The following is a 20,344-nucleotide window of genomic DNA, read 5'->3' on the forward strand; positions in this document are numbered from 1 at the left end:
CCTGGCCCACCCCCTCGCTAGCCGATCAGGGTCGCCTTCGGCCGCACCACACAGAACTCGTTCCCCTCCGGGTCCGCCAGCACCGTCCACGACTCCTCGCCGCTCTGGCCGACGTCGACCCGGCGCGCGCCGAGCGCGATCAGCCGTTCGATCTCGGCCTCGCGGTCCTCCGCGCCCGTCGTCAGATCGAGATGGAGGCGGTTCTTGACGGTCTTGCGCTCCGTCGCGGGCACCGGCATGAAGCACATCCCGACCGGCGCGGACTCGTCGGGCCCGATGACCACCTCCCGTTCGCGCTCGGAGAGCACCCGCCAGCGCAGCGCCGCCGCCCAGAAGCGTGCGAGGCCGGGCAGATCGTGCGTGTCGACGACGATGTGGTGCAGGGTCACGGGCATTGGGGCAGTATGCGCCCGGCCCGTTCCTCCGCGCATCATCGATTTCTTTGACGCGCCATGGGTGTACGTCACCCTCAACTTTCGGTAGGAAAGCTTCCTAACAGAAACCGAACCGATCGGCTTCGATCAACTCCCCCCATGGAGGTCCGGTGCCAACCCCCCACGCGCGCACCCGCACATTCGGACTCGTTCCCCGCGTCCTGCTCGGTCTCGTCCTCGTCGCCGGTCCCGTCACGGCCGTCGCGCACGCGGCGCCCGGAGCGGACCGGGCGGGCGCCACGGCATCCGTCCCGGCCGCCCCCGGTCTGGACGACCCGGCGAAGAAGGAGATCGCCATGCAACTGGTCTCCAGCGCCGAGAACTCCTCGCTCGACTGGAAGGGCCAGTACGGCTACATCGAGGACATCGGCGACGGCCGCGGCTACACCGCCGGCATCATCGGCTTCTGCTCCGGCACCAGCGACATGCTGGATCTGGTCGAGCTCTACACGGAGCGCTCGCCGGACAATCCCCTCGCCTCCTACCTCCCCGCCCTGCGTGCCGTCGACGGCACGGACTCGCACGAAGGGCTCGACCCCGGCTACCCCGACGCGTGGCGCGAGGCGGCGGCGGATCCCGCGTTCCGGACCGCGCAGAACGACGAGCGCGACCGCGTCTACTTCAACCCGGCCCTCAACCGCGGCAAGGAGGACGGCGTCGGCACACTCGGGCAGTTCGCCTACTACGACGCCATCGTGATGCACGGTGACGGGAACTCCGACACCAGCTTCAGCGGGATCCGCGAGCGCGCCCTGAACGAGGCCCGGCCGCCGTCGGAGGGCGGCGACGAGACCGCGTATCTGAACGCCTTCCTCGACGCGCGGGTCTGGGCGATGAAGCAGGAGGAGGCACACGAGGACACCAGCCGGGTGGACACCGCGCAACGCGTCTTCCTCGACGCCGGCAATCTGAACCTGGACCCACCGCTCGACTGGAAGGTGTACGGGGAGGACTTCCACATCGGCTGACCGCTCCCGCGCAAGACCTTCGGTGTGAGTGGCGGTCCTTTTCCGGACTGAGGACCGACGGAAGGCCGGCACGCAGCGGTCCGTCTAGGTTGAGCGCATGACAAGCCTCGATCACCCCCAGCTGTCCGGGCTGGGGCGGAACCCAACAGCCCCTCAGGACATCCTGATACGCCTGGCCACACACAAGGCCGGCCGACACGGGATGTCGCTGCGTCGCGGGCGGCTGGAGGACGCTGTTGTCGAGGCTCTGCTGACGCATGGCGACGACGACACCGCGGTGAGCCTTCACGGGGACCGGATTTCCCCGGAGATGCGCCGAAGGATCGCCGAGCATCCCGATCCGGCGATCCGTGACGCGTACGCAGACTTTGTCCGCGACATGGTGGAGCGCAAGGTGCCGATCGGCATCGATGACCTGGAGGAAGCCTACGGCCGGCCTCGGACGGCGCTCGTCAGCGCGCCGAGTCCGAGCCTGCGCGCAGCGGTCGCGCGAACCTGGTACGACCGGCCTCTCGCCGTGCAAGTAGAACTACTCGCCGACCCGGACCCGCAGGTCCGTGCAGCCGCCACCGAGCACAGGCAACCGGGTGTCCCGCCTGAGTGGAGGGAGCGTTGCATTGCCGACCCTGCCGTGCGCATCAACGTGGCGCGCTACGTCCCGCTCACGTCAGAGCAGTTTGCGCAGCTCATGCGGAGCGAGGAAGAGGAGGTCCAACAGGCCGTCGCCGGGAACCCTCATCTATCGACAGAGATGGTTGCCCGGCTACTGGACATCGACGACCCGCTCGTGCGGGTCGCGGCCGCGCAGAGTCGCCATGTGGACGCCGAAACCCGGGACCGGCTGTATGCGCTCGTAGAAGCCGAACGCGCGGACGGAAGCATCGAGGCCGAGGTAGCGCTGAGTTGGAACTTCGCCGAACCGGACTGGCTGCGCGAAGCGCCCCTCAACGAGAGGATGACCTACCTGGACTGCCAGTACCCAACATTCCGGCGCGTACTGGCCTCCTGTCACGACCTACCTGAAGAGGCATGGCGCCGGCTGGACAACGACCCGGAACTCCTGGTCCGTCGTGCTGCCGCCCGTCGGCCGGACACACCACCGGACGTCCTGGAAGGGCTGGTACGCGCACACAGCGACGTATTCCACATCCGACCGCCACTCGTCGACCACCCCAATTTCCCCCGTCACACGCTGCGCACGTTCGTCGACGAACCAAGCCCGAACGTGCGTTACCTCGCCCTCCAAGACCCAGAACTACCTATGCCAGAGCTTCAGCAACTCGCCGCCGCTGCCGAGTCCTTCCTCCGCCGCGGGGTCGCCCGTCACCCCAACATCACGGACGCGTTGCTGGAGCATCTGCTCTCTGACCCAGACCCCCAGGTAGCCGACGATGCCGCTGCCAACTCCGCCCTGCGGCCGCCCCAGATGTACCGAATCCTCACTGCTTCCGGCTTGTGACTCCAGAAGAGCCGCAGGTCCGGGCCCGTGTTCTCCCGGTTCTCGCGGAGCTGCGGTGCGGGGTCTGTGAGGACGGGCATGCCGAGGTGGACCAGCTGGGGTCGGCCGTCGGCCGGGGCCCGACCGAGGCTGTTGAGCTTGGTGGTGGCGGCGTCGAGGCTGACCTGCTTGCCGTGCTGATCAGCTCTCGTACACCCCGGTAGTCAGCAGCGGTAGCCGTTCGGAACGTGGAGAAGGGCGACGAAGATCCAGACGATGACCGCGGCGCCGACCGTGCCACCAAGGAGGGCAACCGCGAGGTTCCAACGTCCTACGTAGCCGATGAGCACACCCCACCACACCGCCGAGATGATCGCGAGCAGAGCCCCGTAGAAAATCAGGGCAAGGCCGTTGGCCGCCCCGTTCACTCCGACGTCGCATGCCCGCCAGGCAGCCGCGAGAAGCACAGACCCGAGCACGCCCGTGGCCAGGCCGCCTACGGGGGCGGCCACGCAGCCCCACTGCCCGCGCGTCACTTCCGGGTCCTGACCTGCGGGACGTTCTCGCCGTCGCGCTGCGCCTGCTCCATCTGGTCCATCGCGTCGTTGATTCCTTGCCGGAGCTGTTCCTCGGTCAGGTCGTCTCCGTACTTCTCGTAGAGGTCGACCCCAACCCGCATCGTGATCTGATCGCCTTGGTCGTCGTCTCCCGTGAGTACTGTTTCTCCGAGAGAGGCCCCCTGGATCAGGGTGTCCGTGTCAAAGCCGGCGGCCCGACCCACGTATCCGTAGTGAACGTTGGAGTAGATGTCGTAGAAGACTTCGCGGTTCGTTCCCGGCTGCTTGAAGTAGTAGTCGTCGATGGTCTGGAGGTCGTACCGCTGCTGGAGTTGGGGCTTGTGGTCCCAGTCCTGGCCCGGGGCCACCTTCGCGCCCCACATCACCATCGCCGTGTTGATGTCGGATCCATAATTCCGCCCGAACTCATACCATTCAGGCTCATCGAGCAGGGTCTTTATGTTGCCGACGGTGTCCGACTTCGCGTTCCGCTTCATCTCCTCAAAGATCCACTTCTCCGCGTCGGTGAACTTCTGCTCACTGCGCGCCTGCCCTGTCGGGGGGATGACAGGCGTGGCGGTGGCGTTGAAGCCTCCGATCGTGCCGTCGATCAGGTTTCCGTCCACAACCACGGCTTCGAGCGCTTGCTTGACGGCCTTGTCGAACTCGTCCATGGCGCGCACCGCCGAAGCGATATGCGAGGTCCAGGACTCCTCCACACTCTTCAGTTCCGGGTCGCGTCGCAGGGCCTGTTCCTGAGCAGGCTCCTGGAGCCGTGTGAAGTCGAAGGCTGCGCGTCCTGCTGTCGAGACCGCCATGCCTGCGGCCACTGCGTCGTCCCGGGCCGATTCGACCTTCTTCTTCAGGTCCGCGAAACTGGCGTGCGCGTTTGTCAGAATCTTGGCTACCGACTTTGCCTCGGTCTGCGCGGACTTGTATTCGCGTCGGGTCGTCGCGAACTTCGTGTGCGCCGCTTCCAAGCTGAGCCCATGCCAGTTCTGTCCCAGCGTGATCTTCTGAACGGTCTCCCCGTAACGCTTTTCGACCTTCGCGAGTTCGGCAGCCATGGTTTCCCATTTCTCGGCAGCCGTCGTCAGAACGCTGAGATCGGTCGTCATGATTTCCTGGTAGGTCAACACGGGCCGACCCTCTACAGCTCGTCAAGATTGGATCTGACACGTCGGAGTTCGTCGCCCGTGCCGACATCGATCTGGAAGAACACGCCAGAGGCGCTGCGTAGAGAGGCCTTTTCCGCGCCGAGTCGTCCCATCAACACTTTCACCTGCTGGTCCCAGGTCCCCACTACTTTCTTCAGGCCGGAGGCAGTCTCCCAGCCGTCAAGCGTCCTGGCCGCGGTGTTCGTGCTCTCCTTCGCCCCACCCGAGGCCCTCTTGGTGTCCGGCTCCAACTCAGTCTCGATGTCGTTGGCCGCCGACTTCTTCTCCGCCGGTGACGAGCCGAACAGATCCCCGCCACCCGGAGCCAACGGGCCGACCGGTGCACCACCCGCGCCGCTCTCATCCCATGCCACGATCAGCCCCCTTCCTGAACCCGGCTCAGATCATATGCAGAACGACTGGTGCCCCAGTCCCTGTTATTCGCCAAGGCCGAAAGTGCACCACCCAGGCAAAGTAGCCGTCGCGAACGGGAGGAAGCGGCGTCGGTCATCGCCCCAATGATCCGGCGTGAGCAGGGAGTCCAGCGGACGGCAGCCACCTCCACCTGATTGACCTGGCCGGGCGCTACCACCATGCGGTCCGAGGTACGCACGACGGCCTGACGGCCGGTATCGCCCGGCTCCGTGACCTGACCCGCGACGGTGACTACGCCTACTACGTCGACATCGCCCACATCATGGGCGGCCTCCCGCTCCCCACGAGCCACCCTCATGTCAACATAGGTTGACACGCCCACCTCGTCAACCTATGTTGACACGATGGGTAATCAAGCGCTTCTTGCCTGCGGGATGGCCGCTGGCCCTGTGTTCACCGTCACGTATCTACTGGAAGGTGCCAGCCGTGTGGACTACCAACCGTTCCGTCATCCCGTCAGTTCGCTCTCCCTCGGCCGCGCCGGGTGGGCGCAGACCGTCAACTTCCTCCTCACGGGCTTACTGTCGCTGATCTTCACGGTGGGCCTGTGGCGTGCAGGGCCTTCCCATTGGGGTGCTCTGCTGATGGGGGTGTGGGCGGTGGGCCTGTTGGGTGCGGGCGCCTTCCGGACGGATCCGGTGAGCGGCTACCCTCCCGGCACCCCTGATCAGCTCCAGCACCACACCCGCGCAGGGGCGCTGCATGACCTGTTCTCGCTCATCGGATTCCTCGCCCTTACGGTGGCCTGTTTCGTATTCGCCCTGTCCTACTCGCCCGGGTGGGCCATCTACTCGATCGCCAGCGGCGTGCTCTTCGCAGCAACGATGGCCCTGGCCAGTGCCGCGTTCAGCCAGCATCAACGCTGGGTCGACCTCGGCGGACTGATCCAGCGCCTCTCACTCACGATCGGCTGGACCTGGCAGACACTGCTCGCCCTGCGCATCCTGCACACCTGATGGTTGCCGTGTAGGCCCTGGTCCGCCCTCGGACATCGACCGCCTCGCCGGTGACCTGGCTCCAGAGGATTGAGGTGGGCGCGCGGGCGGCGGCCGTCGCTCCGCGCAAGCGGCACAGGATTGACCAGCGGTCCGTCGCCGGACTCGATCCAGAAGTCCTACAGTTGCGAATCACCGCGTTGTCCCGGGCGATGAAGTCGATCAGGAACCTGCGGACCGGCAGCACAGCTTTCCCCTCCTCATCAAAGACCAGCCAGGGCACGACCCCGGGATCGGCGGCCACCCATCCCCACTTCGGCAACTGGATGGCCCGGATGTCACGGCACTCGTTCAAGTCGCCGCGCTCCCTCGTCAATCGGATGCGCAACATCTCCCGACTACGCAAAGCGTGGGACGCACCCGCTCCCGGCATGTCCTGCGGTAGTCCGGTCAACGGCCCGGTGCCGGGCCGTCACTCGCGCTCGCGCCCGGCGGTGCTCAGTGCGGTGGCGCGGGGGCCGGTGCCCGGTCGGCTCCGGTGGGGGCATCGGCTTCCGTCTCCGTCTCCGAAGTGCCCGGGGTACCCGAACTTCCCTTTCTGCCCCAGTGGTTGAAGGCCAGGTTCAGCACGATCGCCACCACACAGCCCGTACTGATCCCGGAGTCGAGCACCACCAGCAGGTCCTGCGGGAACGCGTGGTAGAACTCCGGCGCCGCGATCGGTATCAGCCCGATACCGACGGCGGCTGCGACTATCAGCGCGTTCTCGCCCTTCTCCAGCGCGGCGGTCGCCAGCGTCTGGATGCCGCTCGCCGCGACCGAGCCGAAGAGCACGATGCCCGCGCCGCCGAGGACCGGCAGCGGTACGAGCGCGATCACCGAGGCCAGCACCGGGCACAGGCCGAGCAGGACGAGAATGCCGCCGCCTGCCGCGACGACGAAGCGGCTGCGGACCTTGGTCATGGCGACCAGCCCGATGTTCTGCGCGAAGGCGCTGCACATGAATCCGTTGAACAGGGGGCTGATGGCGCTGCCCAGCGTGTCGGCGCGCAGTCCGCCCTCGATGACGCGCTCGTCCGCCGGCCGGTCCACGATCTTGCCGAGTGCCAGCATGTCGGCCGTGGACTCCGTCATACAGACGAGCATCACGATGCACATGGAGATGATCGCGGCGATCTCGAACTGCGGTGCGCCGAAGTGGAACGGCGTCGGGAAGCCGACGAGGCCGGCGTCCTTGATCGCGTCGAAGTCGGTCATGTTCATCGGGACCGCCACGACGGTGCCGACGACCAGCCCCAGCAGGATGGCGATCTGCTGGAGGAAGCCGCGCAGCACCTTCCGCAGGACCAGCACGATCAGCAGGGTGAGACCGGCCATCCCGATGTTCTTCATGGAGCCGTAGCCGTCGGCCGTGGGATCGCCGCCCTGGGACCAGTTGAAGGCAACCGGGAGCAGTGAGACACCGATCAGGGTGATGACGGTGCCGGTGACAACGGGTGGGAAGAACCGCACGAGTTTGGAGAAGTACGGCGTGAGGATGAACCCGAGCACGCTGGCGACGATGATCGCGCCGAAGATGACGGTGATGCCCTCCGCACCGCGTTCGCGGCCGATCGCGACCATCGGCGTGACGCCCGCGAAGGAGACGCCGTTGACGAACGGCAGCCGCGCGCCGACCTTCCAGAAGCCGAGGGTCTGGAGCAGCGTGGCGATGCCGGCGGTGAAGAGGCTGGCGCCCATCAGGAAGGCGGTGTCACGGGCGTTCAGGCCGACGGCGGGACCGACGATCATCGGCGGCGCCACGACGCCCGCGTACATGGCGGCCACGTGCTGAAGGCCGCTGGTGAACATCTTGAAGGGCGGCAGGGTCCGGTCGACCGGGTGCCTGGGGTCCTGCTCGGGTATCTCGTCGGGAGCGGGCACGTCTTTGCGAAGCCTGGGCTCGGCTGCCACGGGTGTTCCTCCGGTCGGTTACGCGTCGGCGGCGACGCGGGTGTCAGGGAGGTGCGGAAGATCGGTTACGTACACGAGTCACCGTCCCGGGTGGTGGGGCACCGCCGTGCGGTACGCCACCACCCGGACGCGGCTGCCAGGAACCCCGCTCGGGTCCCGTGGCCGCCGGTCGAGGGCCGTCCCCCTCGACCGGACTTCCGGGAAGATCCACGGCCGGACCGGTCGGGTCCGTGAACACGCGGGATCTGTAAGGAACTTCGGCCCGCCGTCGCGACCGGGCTCGGCGCGACGGACTCGCAGCGGTCGGGCTCGCCACGGTCAGGCGTCAGCCCGCCGCCGCGATCCGCGCCAGGCGACGCGCCTCGGCCCGCGTGGAGCGGGCGACGGCGTCTTCGTCCACCGTGGTCAGGTGGTTGTCCTCGACGACGGTCCTGCCGTTGACGAGGGAGAGCGTGACGGGCGCGGCGGCCCCGAGGACCAGGGCGATCACCGGGTCGGCGATGGAGGAGTGGGCCAGGGTGTCCAGCTTCCACAGCACCAGGTCGGCGAGTTTCCCGGTCTCGATCGAGCCGATCTGGTCGGCGCGGCCGAGGACTTGGGCGCCACCGTACGTACCCAGACGAAGCGCCTGACGGGCGGTCAGGGCGGACTCGCGGTGCGCGCCGAGGCGGTTGATGAGCAGCGCGTTGCGCAACTCGGTGTGCAGTTCGCCCGATTCGTTGGACGCGGTGCCGTCCACGCCGAGGCCGACGGGAACACCCGCCTTCAGCATGTCGGGTACGCGCGCGATTCCGGCCGCGAGGCGGGCGTTGGAGGACGGGCAGTGTGCGACGCCCGTGCCGGTGCGGCCGAAGGCGGCGATGTCCGAGTCGTTCATATGGACGCAGTGGGCCATCCATACGTCGGAGCCGAGCCAGCCCGTCGACTCGAAGTAGTCGGTGGGACCCATCCCGAACAGCTCCTTGCAGAACTGCTCCTCCTCGACCGTCTCGCTGCCGTGGGTGTGCAGCCGTACGCCCTTACGGCGCGCCAACTCCGCGCCCTGCCGCATCAGTTCGGTGGAGACGGAGAACGGCGAGCACGGCGCGACGGCGATCTGGGTCATCGCGCCGAACGACGCGTCGTGGTACCGGTCGACGGTCGCCTCGGTGGCGGCGAGCGCGTCCTCCAGCGACTCGACGGCGAAGTCCGGCGGCAGACCGCCGTCCGACTCGCCGCGGTCCATGGAGCCGCGGGCGAGGGTGAACCGTACGCCCGTCTCCGATGCGGCCCCGATGATGGCGCCGGACAGATCGCCGGCGCCGCGCGGATACACGTAGTGGTGGTCCATCGCGGTGGTGACTCCACCGCGCGCCATCATCGCCAGTGACCCCTGGGCGGCGGCGCGTGCCATGGACTCGTCGATGCGCGCCCAGGTCGGGTAGAGCGCCACCAGCCAGTCGAACAGGTTGTGGTCGGTGGCCAGTCCGCGGGTGATCCACTGATAGAAGTGGTGGTGGGTGTTGACCAGGCCGGGGGTGACGAGATGGCCGGTGCCGTCGACCCGCCGTACGACGTTCTCCAGCCCGGCCGGGGCGCGGCCGGCGCCAACGGATTCGATGAGGTTGTCCGCGACGACGACGTGCCCGGAGGCGTACTCGGTGTCGTTCGCGTCCACTGTCGCGATGGCACAGTTCTCGATGACGATGCGCGAAGCCGCCATGGCGGGTCCTCGTTCTTCCCATGTGGGGTGGACGGATCCGGGGGTCGAGCGGGGTGACGACCGGGTCCGCGGTGGTGTCGGTGCGCAGATGCCCCCGCTCTTCCCCCGTATCGCCCTCTTCTTCGGGGACTTGACGCCGGCGCGCGCGTCGGGGGTACGGCTGGGTGCTAGAGGTTGGTCATGTCGAGCGGGATCCGCGGTTCGACGCCGTCGCGCAGCACGGTGGCCTCGATGAGGCCGTACGGGCGGTCGGCGGCCAAGTAGACGGCTCCGTCGGGGGTCTCGTTCTTCAGGTCGAACGGTTCGAGGTCGACCAGGAAGTGGTGGTTGTTGGGCAGCGAGAACCGGATCTCGTCGATCTCGCCGCGGCTGTCGATGATCCGCGAGCCCATTTGGTAGAGCGTCTGCTGGAGCGAGAGGGAGTACGTCTGCGCGAAGGCGTGGAGCAGGTGCCCCCGCGCCTGCTCGTAGGAATTATCCCAGTCGGGCATCGGCGCCGTGTCGTCGGTCCAGTTGTAGCGCCACCTCGCGGACACGTCGGTGGCGAGTATGCGGTCGTACGCCTCGCGGAGCGTCGTGTACTTGTCCTTGACGTAGCCCCAGAACTCGGAGTTGGTCGAGTTCAGCACCGTCAGGTCCTTGAGGCCGGAGATGATCTCCCACTTCTCGCCGTCGAAGGTGATCTGCGAGACGCGGGTCTCCTGGCCCTTGCGTACGAAGGAGTGCTTGATCTCTTCGGCGCCGACGGCCTCGGAGCCGGCGTCCGGGGCCGCGATGCGCTCCCAGGCGTACTCCTCGATCCGGATCCGCGCCCGGTGTATCGGCTCCTGGCTGGTGACGAAGTGCCGGGCGAGATGGATGCCGAACTGTTCGGCGGACTCGATGCCGTGCTCCTTGGCGAACGCGTACACCGTGTTCTTGGTGGTGTCGGTCGGCAGGACGTTGGCGTTGGAGCCGGAGTAGTGGACCTCCTCCATGTCGCCGGAGAGGGCGACGGAGACGTTCAGGTCCTTGATGTGGTGGGTGTCGCCGTCCCGCACGATCTTGACGACGCGGTTCTCCGCTTTGCCGTACTGGTTCTGGCCGAGAATGGTCGGCATCTGCTAGCTCCCTCGGTATACGGAGTAGCCGAACGGGTTGAGCAGCAGCGGTACGTGATAGTGCTCGCCGGGCGTGACGGCGAACGTGATCGCCACCTCCGGAAAGAACGCACCGCTGTCCCGTGGCGCGGGGGCGTCCTGCTGTGCCTCGGCTTGCTTCTGACTCTGTCGCTGACTCGGGTTCTGGTTCTGGTTCTGGCTGTGGCTGTGGCTGTGGCTGTGGCTGTGGAAGTACGCCTCAGTCTCGAAGTCGAGACGTACGTGGGTCGTTCCCGCCGGCAGCGCCGGCAGGTCTCTGCACCGCCCGTCCGCGTCGGTCGCCGACCGGCCCAGTACCACCCACAGCTCCCGGGCGCCGCTGCGGGCGGAGAGCGATACGGCGACGGAGGCGGCCGGGCGTCCGACGCTGGTGTCCAGGATGTGCGTGGACACCGATGCGGTGGATTCCGTGCTCACGGGTTCACTCCCCTACTTCTGCTGCTTCTACGAGACGGGTCAGCCGGATGCGGTTGATCCTGCCCAGTTCGGTGCGGACGACGGCCCGCTCCTGTTCGGGCGAGTTGCCGATCCGTATGCGGACCGCGTCCCGCATCTGCTCACCGGTCCTGCCGGTGGCGCAGATCAGGAAGACGTGGCCGAACCTGTCCTGGTAGGCCAGATTCAGTTCGAGCAGTTCCGCCCTGAGTGCGTCGGACGCCCCGGCCATGCCCCGCTGTTCGCGGGCCGAGGTCGGGTCGCCCGGCTTCGGGCGGCCGATGGGCGGGTGCGCCGCCATCGCCTGCGCCAGATCGTCGGCGGTCAGTTCGGCCGTCGCGGTGTCACTGGCGGAGAGGAGCGCGTCGGCGGTGGCGTACGGGCGGTGGGCGAGCAGCGCGCTCCCCCATGCCGTACTGGCGCACACCTCGTGCAGTGCGGTCAGCGCCGCGCTGTCGGAGGATGTGTTGAACCGGGTGAGACCCGGCGGCGGGTCGGTCGTCACGGGAGCCTCCGTGGCTGTGCTTGACGGGCTGCGGGACAGCTAACGCCTTCACGAACATCACGTCAACACTTTGTTGAATTCTTTGTCCGGCGGACCGCCGTCGCCCCGGCCCGGCCCCGTCAGCTCGTCTCGGACCGGTTCAGATAGTTGTAGACGGTGAACCGGCTGACCCCGAGGGCGCTCGCGACGGTCTCCACACCGTGCCGTACGGAGAAGGCCCCGCGCGCCTCCAGCGACCGCACCACCGACTGCTTGGCCTTGCGGTCGAGCTCCGACAGGGGCATGCCGTGCCGGCGCTCCAGCGCGACGAGGATGTGGTCGAGCGATTCGGAGAGCTGCGGGAGGCGTACGGCGACGACCTCCTCGCCCTCCCAGCTCAGCACGACGTCGTCGGGCTCGGCCAGGCCGGGCGCCACCGTCTCGGCCCCCATGGCGTCGACGAGCGGCTTCACCGCCGCGAGGAGCGGGTGGTCGGACGGTTCGGTCACCGCTCGTCCTCCGCGATCACGTTCACCTGGAGCGAGACACGAGTGGCGCCCGCCTCCAGGGAGCGGCGGAGCAGGGCGTCGACGGCCGAGATGACGGCGTCGGCGCCGCCCTCGGCGGTGTTGCCGAAGGGCCCGACGTCCACGGCGTCCAGTTCGGCCGCCTGGATGACCTCCCGGGCCACCACGGCATGGCCGGGGGCCTCGTCCAGATCGAACGGCTCGGTCGTGAATTCCACTCTCAGTCGCACGCGGACAACCTACTGCGCGAGGGGCGAAATCAGGGCCGCCCTCTTGACAGCCCTCCCGAATCCCAGGCAATCTTCCATTAAGCAGAAACTAACTTCCGCAATACGGAAGGAGCGCAGAACCTCTCATGGCCCCCCTCACGAACAAGCCCGGCTCCGAGCAGCGCTTCGATGTGAACCTGTCGATCCTCTTCACCGAACTCCCGCTCCTGGAGCGCCCCGCGGCAGCCGCCGCGGCGGGCTTCACCGCGGTGGAGCTGTGGTGGCCCTGGATCGAGACCCCCACTCCGCCGCGGGCCGAGCTCGACGCCCTGAAGAAGGCCCTGGACGACGCGGGCACCCAGCTCGTGGGACTCAACTTCTACGCCGGCCGACTGCCCGGCCCCGACCGCGGGGCGCTGTCGCTGCCCGGCGAGGAGTCGGACCGCTTCCGCGCGAACATCGACGTGGCGGCCGACTTCGCCGCGTCGGTCGGCTGCACGGCGCTCAACGCGCTGTACGGAAACCGCGTCGACGGTGTCGACGCGCGGACGCAGGACGCGCTCGCCCTGGAGAATCTGGTCCTCGCCGCCCGCGCGGCCGACCGGATCGGGGCGACCCTGCTGATCGAGGCGCTCAACAGGCCGGAGTCGCCGCACTATCCGCTGGTGAGCGCCGAGGCCGCGATCGATGTCGTGGACCGGGTCAACGAGGCCACGGGCCTCGGCAACGCCGCGTTCCTCCTGGACATCTACCACCTGTCGATGAACGGTCTGGACGCCGAGGCGCTGACCGAGGTCATCGACACGTACGCGGCCAGGACCGGACACGTACAGATCGCCGACAACCCCGGCCGGGGCGCGCCCGGCACCGGCACGCTGCCGCTCCAGGACCTGCTCGACCGGCTCGACAAGGCCGGTTACGAGGGGTGGGTCGGCCTGGAGTACAAGCCCGGCGACCGCCCGAGCGCCGAGTCCTTCGAGTGGCTGCCCGCCGACGCACGGGCGGCGCGCTAGGACAGGTTCCAGGGCCCGGCCGACGCCCACACCGCCGGCCGCCGGCACCACGCGGAGACGACGCAAACACGTATGCGAGAGAGGCACCCCCGATGAGCACTCTTCCCAAGGTGGCCTGGATCGGCCTCGGCATCATGGGGTCCCCCATGGCCGAGAATCTGATCAAGGCCGGATACTCCGTCACCGGCTTCACCCTGGAGCGGGAGAAGCTGGACCGGCTCGCGGCCAACGGTGGCACCGTGGCGCCGTCGATCGCCGCGGCCGTCGAGGGCGCCGATGTCATCGTCACGATGGTGCCCGCCTCCCCGCACGTCGAGGCCATCGCCTACGGCGAGGACGGCATCCTGGAGAACGCCAGGAAGGGCGCCCTCCTGATCGACATGTCGTCGATCACCCCGCAGACCTCGATCGATCTCGCCGGTGCGGGCCGGGAGAAGGGCGTCCGTGTCCTCGACGCGCCGGTGTCCGGCGGCGAGGCGGGGGCCGTCGAGGCGGTTCTCTCCATCATGGTCGGCGGCGAGCAGGCCGACTTCGACCAGGCCAAGCCTGTCTTCGAGGCGCTCGGCAGGACCATCGTCCTGTGCGGTCCGCACGGCGCGGGCCAGACGGTGAAGGCGGCCAACCAGCTGATCGTCGCCGTCAACATCCAGGCGTGCGCCGAGGCCGTCGTCTTCCTGGAGAAGTCGGGTGTGGACCTGAGCGCGGCGCTGGACGTGCTGAACGGCGGTCTGGCCGGCTCGACCGTCCTGACCCGCAAGAAGGACAACTTCATCAACCGCGACTTCGCTCCGGGCTTCCGGATCGACCTGCACCACAAGGACATGGGCATCGTCACCGACGCCGCCCGCAATGTCGGTGCCGCGCTGCCGGTCGGCGCGGTCGTCGCGCAGTTGGTCGCCTCGCTGCGCGCGCAGGGCGACGGCGGTCTCGACCACTCGGCGCTGCTGCGTGCCGTCGAGCGGCTGTCCGGCCAACAGGTCTGACCCGGACCCACCCGACTCCGGGTTGTGGCGGCGCTGACAACTGTCCTGTCGCGCCCAGGCGCCGCCGCAGCCCGGGAACCACCCGCGCGCCCCGGAGCGAGGACCGGCCTCCGGCGGCGAGCGGCCAACAGCCGTCTCTTCCAACGGCCCTCGTGAGGGGTGGCCGGTGGGAGGGACATCCCCGGGACCGTGGCGGCGCGCGAGCCAGTGCGGTGGTGAGGGGAGCGACGGCGGCCCTCCTGACCAGAGGGAAGGCCGTCCGGCGTTCACCGTCGCCGTCGCCACGGTCCCAACAGCCTCTCCCGAGGCTCCGCAGAACGCCGTCCGGCGGTGCGAACGCCCAGTCGCGCCGGCCTCGCACCGCCGGACGGTCTCCAGCCCGACCCGCCGATACCCGACAAGAGCCCGGCCGTTTCTTCGGCCGGGCTCTTGTGCGCCGTCACCGCGTCGGCACACTGAAAAGCATGCGTCTAGCCGCGTTCCTCGCCCTGACCGCCGCCTCCGTCGCCCTCGCGATCGTCCAGAAGGACTATTCCTGGCTGATCGCCCCGGTCTCCGTGTTCCTGTTCCTCGGGCTCTCTCCGTTCGGGTCGCCCAAGGCCCCGAAGGCGGTACGGCGGCCGTCCGGCGGCGCCGCCGCCGCGGGGACCGCCGTCGGCGCCACCGGGGCTGTCGCGGCGGCCAGTTGGTGGGCCGACGGGCACACGCACGGCGGTGACACGGCGGACGCGAGCGGTGGGGACGGCGGCGGAGACGGCGGGGGCGGAGACGGCGGCGGGTGCGGGGGTTGTGGAGGCTGCGGCTGCGGCGGCTGACGCCAGCGCGTACACGACAGCGGCCCCCGCCCGGAGTTCCGGACGGGGGCACGGTGCTGTGACGGACCGTCAAACGATGGGTCGGACAAGCGGCCTGATCTCGGTCGGCGCGTGGCCGGGCTCGGTCGCGAGCTCCTCCCACTCGTTCACCTGGTCGATCCGCACGCCCATCGAGATGTTGGTGATCCGCTCCAGGATCGCCTCGACCACCACCGGCACCCGGTACTCGGCGGCGAGCTTCTTCGCCTGCTCGAAGGCCGGCAGCAGCTGGTCGGGATCGGTGACCCGGATCGCCTTGCAGCCAAGGCCCTCGACGACCTTGACATGGTCGACCCCGTAGACGCCCAGCTCCGGTGAGTTGATGTTCTCGAACTCCAGGTTGACCTGGAAGTTGATGTCGAGATTGCGCTGTGCCTGCCGGATCAGCCCCAAGTAGGCGTTGTTCACCAGCACATGGACGTAACCGATCCGGTGCTGCGCGCCGACGGCCAGCTCTTCGAGCATGAACTGGAAGTCGTAGTCGCCGGAGAGCGCGACGACCGTGGTGTCCGGGTCGGCCTTCGCGACACCGAGCGCGGCCGGGATCGTCCAGCCGAGCGGGCCCGCCTGACCGCAGTTGATCCAGTGCCGCGGCTTGTAGACGTGCAGCATCTGCGCGCCGGCGATCTGCGAGAGACCGATGGTGGTGACGTACCGGGTGTCGGGACCGAAGGCGCGGTTCATCTCCTCGTACACGCGCTGCGGTTTCATCGGCACGTTGTCGAAGTGCGTCCTGCGGTGCAGGCTGCCCTTGCGCTCCAGCACGGACGCGATCCACTCGGTGCGGTCGGGCAGTTCGCCCGCCGCCCTCAGCTCCTTCGCCACCTCGACGAAGAGCTTCAGCGCGTCCTTGGCGTCCGAGGCGATCCCGTAGTCCGGCGCGAAGATCTTGCCGATCTGGGTGGGCTCGATGTCGACGTGGACGAACGTGCGGCCCGCCGTGTAGACGTCGAGCGCGCCGGTGTGCCGGTTGGCCCAGCGGTTGCCGATACCGAGGACGAAGTCCGAGGCCAGGAACGTCTCGTTGCCGTAGCGGTGCGACGTCTGGATGCCCACCATGCCGGCGTTCAGTTCGTGGTCGTCGGCGATGGTGCCCCAGCCCATCAGCGTCGGTACGACCGGCGTGCCGGTCAACTCGGCGAATTCCACCAGCAGGTCCGACGCGTCGGCGTTGATGACACCGCCGCCGGCGACGATCAGCGGACGGTCGGAGGCGGCCAGCATGGTGAGCGCCTTCGCGATCTGCGCGCGGGTAGCGGACGGCTTGTAGACCGGCAGCGGCTCGTACGTCTCGATGTCGAACTCGATCTCGGTCAGCTGCACATCGATCGGCAGGTCGACGAGGACCGGGCCGGGACGGCCGGAGCGCATCAGGTGGAACGCCTGCTGGATGACGCCGGGGACCTGCGCGGCCTCCAGGACGGTGGTGGCCGCCTTGCTGACGGGACGGGCGATCGACGCGATGTCGACGGCCTGGAAGTCCTCCTTGTGGATCACCGCGGTCGGTGCCTGACCGGTGATGCACAGGATCGGGATGGAGTCACCGATCGCGGAGTACAGGCCGGTGATCATGTCGGTGCCGGCCGGGCCCGAAGTGCCGATGCAGACACCGATGTTGCCTGGGTTCGCGCGGGTGTAGCCCTCGGCCATGTGGGAGGCGCCCTCCACATGGCGGGCGAGCGTGTGGTCGATGCCACCGGCCTCTTCGAGGGCCTTGTAGAAGGGGTTGATCGCCGCGCCCGGCACACCGAACGCGTCGGTGACGCCTTCGCGCTTGAGGATCTCAACTGCCGCTCGGGCAGCGGTCATACGAGGCATGGAGTGCTCCTGCTTCGGCTGGTGGACTCGGGCTCTGTCGCGCCACCTGAGAGCGTCGATTCCGTCGATTCCACTCTTTCCACAATGCGAAAAGCATGTTCTGCTATGTGGAATCAATCTAAAGTGCCTGCCACCTGCCGTCAAGGGATGGCGGAAGACCCTCCCCAAGGCCCCGCCGGTGATGGACGATGGGCGGGCAGGCGCGGCGCGCGAGGGCGGCACAAGGGGGTACGGCGAGTGGGAGAGAGCGTTCCTGTCCGCTGTCCCGACTGCGGACACAGCCATGTGTTCACGGCGTCGGCCTACCCCTGCCCCTGCGGATCGGCCGTCACGGCGCCCCTGGTCGCGGGCGCGCCTCCCACCCGCATACTGCGCCGGACCTGGGACGAGGAGTGGGTGACCGTCAGCTGCACCGGGTGCGGACGGCGGGATCAGTGGCCGCAGCCGGAGCTGGGCTGCCCGTGCGGGGCGATGCTGCGGATACCGGTCAGGCCGGTGACGTTCGGGAGCGGGCGTGACGCCGTGCACGCCGCCGCGCTCTATCTGCGCGGGATCGGCTTCCCGGACGTCCTTCGGTCCGGCGAGCGGCCGGAGGCCGGCGTGGACCTGCGCGGGCCGGGGATCGTGGCCCAGGTCGACCTGGGCACCCGCCCCGCCGATTCGCGCGCCGTCGAGTGTCTGTGGCTGAGCGCGCTGACCGAGTCGGCGGTGAGCGCGTTCTTCTCCCTGGCCGGTTACGCGGACGAGGCGCGCGAGCGCGCCGACACCCTCGGGGTGCCGCTCTTCCTCCTGGACCCGACGGGCGTCCCGCGACCGGTCAACGGCCCCGCCGCCGACCTGGGTCGCTCACACGCCTGAGCGGAACCGCGAACCCCGAACCCCGAACCCCGAACTCCGAACCGCGCGCGCACCGCGCGGGCATACTTTCTCCATGCGAATCCGCCCCGCGGTCCCCGCCGATCTCCCCCTACTCCAGGACATCGAGAGGGCCGCCGGTGAACCCTTCCGCGCCGTCGGCATGGCGGCGATCGCCGACGACGAACCCCCGGCCATCGATCTCCTGGACCGCTATCTGCGCGCGGGCCACGCCTGGGTTAGCGAGGACGCCACGGGGCACCCGGTCGCGTATCTGATCTACGACGAGGTCGACGGCGCCGCCCATATCGAGCAGGTCTCCGTCCACCCCACGGCGGCGGGGCGCGGGGTCGGCCGCGCCCTCATCGAGCATCTGGCCGGACGGGCACAGAGCGCCGGTCTGGCCGGGCTCACCCTGACCACGTTCGCGGACGTGCCGTGGAACGCGCCGTACTACACCCGGCTCGGCTTCCGCACCCTCGCGGAGAACGAACTCACCGACGGGCTGCGGGAGATCAGACGCGCCGAGGCCGCGCACGGTCTCGACCACTGGCCCCGCGTCTGTATGCGCCGCGCCACGGCCGTCGGCTGACCGGCGGGCGCCGGGACGTCAGCGCCCGTCGCCCTCCTCGTACTCCGCGCCCGAGCCCTCGGCCGTCCGCTCGCGCAGTTCGATACGGCGGATCTTGCCCGAGACCGTCTTGGGCAGTTCGGCGAACTCGATGCGGCGCACGCGCTTGTACGGGGCGAGGACCGCGCGCGAGTGCTCGAAGAGCAGCTTCGCCGTGTCGGGTCCCGGCTCCCAGCCGTCCGCCAGGACGACGTACGCCTTCGGCACGTTGAGCCGCAGCGCGTCGGGCGCCGGGACGACGGCGGCCTCGGCCACGGCCTCGTGCTCCAGCAGCGCGCTCTCCAGCTCGAACGGCGAGATCTTGTAGTCGGACGCCTTGAATACGTCGTCGCTGCGCCCGATGTACGTGATGTAGCCGTCGGCGTCGCGTGAGCCGATGTCGCCGGTGCGGTAGAACCCGTCCGCCATGGACTCGGCCGTGCGCTCCGGGTCGCCGTGGTAGCCGGTCATCAGTCCGACCGGGGCGTTGGCGAGGTCCAGCGAGATCTCGCCCTCGGCCGCGCCGGGCGCGCCGGTGACCGGGTCGAGCAGCTCCACGACGAAGCCGGGCGTCGGCCGGCCCATCGATCCGGCCTTCAGCAGCTGCCCCGGCGAGTTGGCGACCTGGACGGCCGTCTCGGTCTGGCCGAAGCCGTCCCTGATCGTCACGCCCCACTCCCTGCGGACGGTCTCGATGACCTCGGGGTTGAGCGGTTCACCGGCGGCGACGACCTCGCGGGGGCGGTTGCGCAGCAGCTTGAGATCGGCCTGGATCAGCATCCGCCACACGGTGGGCGGCGCGCAGAAGCTGGTGACGCGGGCGCGGTCCATCTCGGCCATGAGCCGGACGGCGTCGAAGCGCGTGTAGTTGTGGATGAAAACGGTCGCCTCGGCGTTCCAGGGCGCGAAGAGATTGGACCAGGCGTGCTTGGCCCAGCCGGGTGAGGAGATGTTCAGATGCACGTCGCCGGGCCCCAGCCCGATCCAGTACATCGTCGCGAGATGGCCGATCGGATACGAGACATGGGTGTGCTCGACCAGCTTGGGGTGGGCGGTCGTGCCGGAGGTGAAGTAGAGCATCAGGGTGTCGTCGGCGCGGGTGTCCCCGTCGGGCTCGAAGACCGTGGAGTGCTGGTGGGACGCCTCGTACGCCCGCCAACCGGTCCCGTCGGGGCGCGAGCCGTCGTGCGGGCCGCCGTCCGGGCCAGTGGCGTCAACCTGGGCACCGTCGCCACCGACCACGATCCGGGTGTACTCCCCCGGCACGTCGGCGAACTTCGCGGTGTCACCGGCCCGGACGATCACCTGTCGCACCTGACCGCGCTCGATCCGGTCCCGCAGGTCCAGGGGGCCGAGCAGCGGCGTCGCCGGGATGACGACGGCCCTGAGTTTCATCGCGGCGAGCGCCGTCTCCCACAGCTCGGTCTGGTTGCCGAGCATGACGAGAACGCGGTCACCGGCCACCACGCCCTGGGCGCGGAGCCAGTTGGCCACCTGGGCGGAGCGCCCGGACATCTCGGCGAAGGAGGTGACGCACTCGGTGCCGTCCTCCTCGACGATGTGCAGCGCGGGCCGGTCGTTGCCCTCGGCGATCACGTCGAACCAGTCCAGCGCCCAGTTGAACAGCGCGGGCCGGGGCCAGACGAAGCCTTCGTACGCCGCGGAGTAGTCCTCCCGGTGTCGCAGCAGGAAATCCCTGGCGGCGCGGAACCGCTCGGTCGCGTCGACTGCTCTCATGTGCCCTCCTCATCACTCGCACGTTCACTAGCATCGTGTAACCGGTGACGTACGTCTCACCACCCCCTGACGGGGGTGAACCGAACTCGTCGTACCGGCGG

Annotated in this window: 21 protein-coding genes; 8 read left to right on the forward strand and 13 right to left on the reverse strand. The window is 68.8% G+C overall.

Annotated features, from left to right (window positions below; all coding sequences use genetic code 11):
- Positions 1-17: 17 nt before the first annotated feature.
- Positions 18-395, reverse strand: coding sequence for a VOC family protein (locus tag ACFWHU_RS02265; RefSeq protein WP_355179998.1), 378 nt, complete (start codon positions 393-395; stop codon positions 18-20).
- Positions 396-544: 149 nt separating this feature from the next.
- Between ACFWHU_RS02265 and ACFWHU_RS02270 the strand changes: the two genes are divergently transcribed.
- Positions 545-1,402, forward strand: coding sequence for a chitosanase (locus tag ACFWHU_RS02270; protein ID WP_385799416.1), 858 nt, complete (start codon positions 545-547; stop codon positions 1,400-1,402).
- 97 nt (positions 1,403-1,499) lie between these two features.
- Complete coding sequence (locus tag ACFWHU_RS02275) at positions 1,500-2,861, forward strand: hypothetical protein (protein ID WP_387223315.1); 1,362 nt, start codon at positions 1,500-1,502, stop codon at positions 2,859-2,861.
- A 203-nt stretch (positions 2,862-3,064) separates the two neighbouring features.
- Here the strand turns inward: ACFWHU_RS02275 and ACFWHU_RS02280 are convergent, their stop codons facing one another.
- Genes ACFWHU_RS02280 through ACFWHU_RS02290 form a run of 3 tightly spaced genes read right to left on the reverse strand, consistent with a single transcriptional unit; the run spans position 3,065 to position 4,928 of the window.
- The gene (locus tag ACFWHU_RS02280; protein WP_387223317.1) at positions 3,065-3,352 is read right to left on the reverse strand and encodes a hypothetical protein; all 288 of its coding nucleotides are present in this window, start codon (positions 3,350-3,352) and stop codon (positions 3,065-3,067) included.
- A gap of 20 nt (positions 3,353-3,372) precedes the next feature.
- Positions 3,373-4,515 carry a polymorphic toxin type 44 domain-containing protein gene (locus ACFWHU_RS02285; protein WP_387223319.1) on the reverse strand — a complete coding sequence of 381 codons (1,143 nt, stop codon included), beginning with the start codon at positions 4,513-4,515 and terminating at the stop codon, positions 3,373-3,375.
- 32 nt (positions 4,516-4,547) lie between these two features.
- The gene (locus ACFWHU_RS02290) at positions 4,548-4,928 is read right to left on the reverse strand and encodes a hypothetical protein (RefSeq protein WP_387223321.1); all 381 of its coding nucleotides are present in this window, start codon (positions 4,926-4,928) and stop codon (positions 4,548-4,550) included.
- Between the two features lie 405 nt (positions 4,929-5,333).
- On the opposite strand from ACFWHU_RS02290, the gene ACFWHU_RS02295 reads away from it, so the two are divergent.
- Positions 5,334-5,945: a DUF998 domain-containing protein gene (locus ACFWHU_RS02295; protein ID WP_387223323.1), complete on the forward strand. Its 612-nt coding sequence runs from the start codon at positions 5,334-5,336 to the stop codon at positions 5,943-5,945.
- A gap of 477 nt (positions 5,946-6,422) precedes the next feature.
- Here ACFWHU_RS02295 and ACFWHU_RS02300 read toward each other — a convergent pair whose 3' ends face one another.
- The 7 genes from ACFWHU_RS02300 to ACFWHU_RS02330 form a co-directional block, all read right to left on the reverse strand.
- Entirely contained in the window at positions 6,423-7,877 is a 1,455-nt protein-coding gene (locus ACFWHU_RS02300) for a nucleobase:cation symporter-2 family protein (protein WP_387223326.1), read from the reverse strand.
- Positions 7,878-8,202: 325 nt separating this feature from the next.
- Complete coding sequence (locus ACFWHU_RS02305) at positions 8,203-9,579, reverse strand: 8-oxoguanine deaminase (RefSeq protein WP_385799419.1); 1,377 nt, start codon at positions 9,577-9,579, stop codon at positions 8,203-8,205.
- A 167-nt stretch (positions 9,580-9,746) separates the two neighbouring features.
- Positions 9,747-10,679 (reverse strand): factor-independent urate hydroxylase, encoded by a 933-nt coding sequence (gene pucL / locus ACFWHU_RS02310; protein WP_387223328.1) that lies wholly within the window; start codon positions 10,677-10,679, stop codon positions 9,747-9,749.
- Positions 10,680-10,682: 3 nt separating this feature from the next.
- The gene (gene uraH / locus ACFWHU_RS02315; protein ID WP_387223330.1) at positions 10,683-11,135 is read right to left on the reverse strand and encodes a hydroxyisourate hydrolase; all 453 of its coding nucleotides are present in this window, start codon (positions 11,133-11,135) and stop codon (positions 10,683-10,685) included.
- A 4-nt stretch (positions 11,136-11,139) separates the two neighbouring features.
- The gene (gene uraD, locus ACFWHU_RS02320; RefSeq protein WP_387223332.1) at positions 11,140-11,658 is read right to left on the reverse strand and encodes a 2-oxo-4-hydroxy-4-carboxy-5-ureidoimidazoline decarboxylase; all 519 of its coding nucleotides are present in this window, start codon (positions 11,656-11,658) and stop codon (positions 11,140-11,142) included.
- A gap of 119 nt (positions 11,659-11,777) precedes the next feature.
- A complete protein-coding gene (locus ACFWHU_RS02325; RefSeq protein WP_387223334.1) occupies positions 11,778-12,146 on the reverse strand; it encodes a helix-turn-helix domain-containing protein in 369 nt (122 codons plus the stop codon).
- Positions 12,143-12,394 (reverse strand): hypothetical protein, encoded by a 252-nt coding sequence (locus tag ACFWHU_RS02330; RefSeq protein WP_164253454.1) that lies wholly within the window; start codon positions 12,392-12,394, stop codon positions 12,143-12,145. Before ACFWHU_RS02330 ends, ACFWHU_RS02325 begins: the two co-directional genes overlap by 4 nt.
- A 125-nt stretch (positions 12,395-12,519) precedes the next feature.
- Here ACFWHU_RS02330 and ACFWHU_RS02335 point away from each other — a divergent pair, with 125 nt between their 5' ends.
- From ACFWHU_RS02335 to ACFWHU_RS02345, 3 genes are all read left to right on the forward strand, one after another.
- Positions 12,520-13,386, forward strand: coding sequence for a TIM barrel protein (locus ACFWHU_RS02335; RefSeq protein ID WP_387223337.1), 867 nt, complete (start codon positions 12,520-12,522; stop codon positions 13,384-13,386).
- Between the two features lie 92 nt (positions 13,387-13,478).
- A complete protein-coding gene (locus tag ACFWHU_RS02340; protein ID WP_387223339.1) occupies positions 13,479-14,369 on the forward strand; it encodes a 2-hydroxy-3-oxopropionate reductase in 891 nt (296 codons plus the stop codon).
- A gap of 464 nt (positions 14,370-14,833) precedes the next feature.
- Positions 14,834-15,184, forward strand: a complete 351-nt coding sequence (locus ACFWHU_RS02345) for a hypothetical protein (protein WP_387223340.1) — start codon at positions 14,834-14,836, stop codon at positions 15,182-15,184.
- 69 nt (positions 15,185-15,253) lie between these two features.
- Here the strand turns inward: ACFWHU_RS02345 and gcl are convergent, their stop codons facing one another.
- Positions 15,254-17,041, reverse strand: a complete 1,788-nt coding sequence (gene gcl, locus ACFWHU_RS02350; protein ID WP_387223342.1) for a glyoxylate carboligase — start codon at positions 17,039-17,041, stop codon at positions 15,254-15,256.
- A 237-nt stretch (positions 17,042-17,278) separates the two neighbouring features.
- Between gcl and ACFWHU_RS02355 the strand changes: the two genes are divergently transcribed.
- Both ACFWHU_RS02355 and ACFWHU_RS02360 read left to right on the forward strand, forming a co-directional pair.
- Positions 17,279-17,899, forward strand: a complete 621-nt coding sequence (locus ACFWHU_RS02355) for a hypothetical protein (protein WP_387223344.1) — start codon at positions 17,279-17,281, stop codon at positions 17,897-17,899.
- Positions 17,900-17,972: 73 nt separating this feature from the next.
- A complete protein-coding gene (locus ACFWHU_RS02360; RefSeq protein WP_385799439.1) occupies positions 17,973-18,488 on the forward strand; it encodes a GNAT family N-acetyltransferase in 516 nt (171 codons plus the stop codon).
- An 18-nt stretch (positions 18,489-18,506) separates the two neighbouring features.
- Here the strand turns inward: ACFWHU_RS02360 and ACFWHU_RS02365 are convergent, their stop codons facing one another.
- Positions 18,507-20,243 carry an AMP-binding protein gene (locus tag ACFWHU_RS02365; RefSeq protein ID WP_385799440.1) on the reverse strand — a complete coding sequence of 579 codons (1,737 nt, stop codon included), beginning with the start codon at positions 20,241-20,243 and terminating at the stop codon, positions 18,507-18,509.
- Positions 20,244-20,344 lie beyond the last annotated feature (101 nt).

Source organism: Streptomyces sp. NPDC060366, from assembly GCF_042725135.1.
Lineage (GTDB): Bacteria > Actinomycetota > Actinomycetes > Streptomycetales > Streptomycetaceae > Streptomyces.

What these genes read in the sequence shown, in the direction of transcription:
- ACFWHU_RS02265 (WP_355179998.1), bottom strand. Translation starts at nt 395, where the DNA reads ATGCCCGTGACCCTGCACCACATCGTCGTCGACACGCACGATCTGCCC.
- ACFWHU_RS02275 (WP_387223315.1), top strand. Translation starts at nt 1,500, where the DNA reads ATGACAAGCCTCGATCACCCCCAGCTGTCCGGGCTGGGGCGGAACCCA.
- ACFWHU_RS02285 (WP_387223319.1), bottom strand. Translation starts at nt 4,515, where the DNA reads ATGACGACCGATCTCAGCGTTCTGACGACGGCTGCCGAGAAATGGGAA.
- ACFWHU_RS02295 (WP_387223323.1), top strand. Translation starts at nt 5,334, where the DNA reads ATGGGTAATCAAGCGCTTCTTGCCTGCGGGATGGCCGCTGGCCCTGTG.
- ACFWHU_RS02305 (WP_385799419.1), bottom strand. Translation starts at nt 9,579, where the DNA reads ATGGCGGCTTCGCGCATCGTCATCGAGAACTGTGCCATCGCGACAGTG.
- pucL (WP_387223328.1), bottom strand. Translation starts at nt 10,679, where the DNA reads ATGCCGACCATTCTCGGCCAGAACCAGTACGGCAAAGCGGAGAACCGC.
- ACFWHU_RS02335 (WP_387223337.1), top strand. Translation starts at nt 12,520, where the DNA reads ATGGCCCCCCTCACGAACAAGCCCGGCTCCGAGCAGCGCTTCGATGTG.
- ACFWHU_RS02340 (WP_387223339.1), top strand. Translation starts at nt 13,479, where the DNA reads ATGAGCACTCTTCCCAAGGTGGCCTGGATCGGCCTCGGCATCATGGGG.
- ACFWHU_RS02345 (WP_387223340.1), top strand. Translation starts at nt 14,834, where the DNA reads ATGCGTCTAGCCGCGTTCCTCGCCCTGACCGCCGCCTCCGTCGCCCTC.
- gcl (WP_387223342.1), bottom strand. Translation starts at nt 17,041, where the DNA reads ATGCCTCGTATGACCGCTGCCCGAGCGGCAGTTGAGATCCTCAAGCGC.
- ACFWHU_RS02360 (WP_385799439.1), top strand. Translation starts at nt 17,973, where the DNA reads ATGCGAATCCGCCCCGCGGTCCCCGCCGATCTCCCCCTACTCCAGGAC.
- ACFWHU_RS02365 (WP_385799440.1), bottom strand. Translation starts at nt 20,243, where the DNA reads ATGAGAGCAGTCGACGCGACCGAGCGGTTCCGCGCCGCCAGGGATTTC.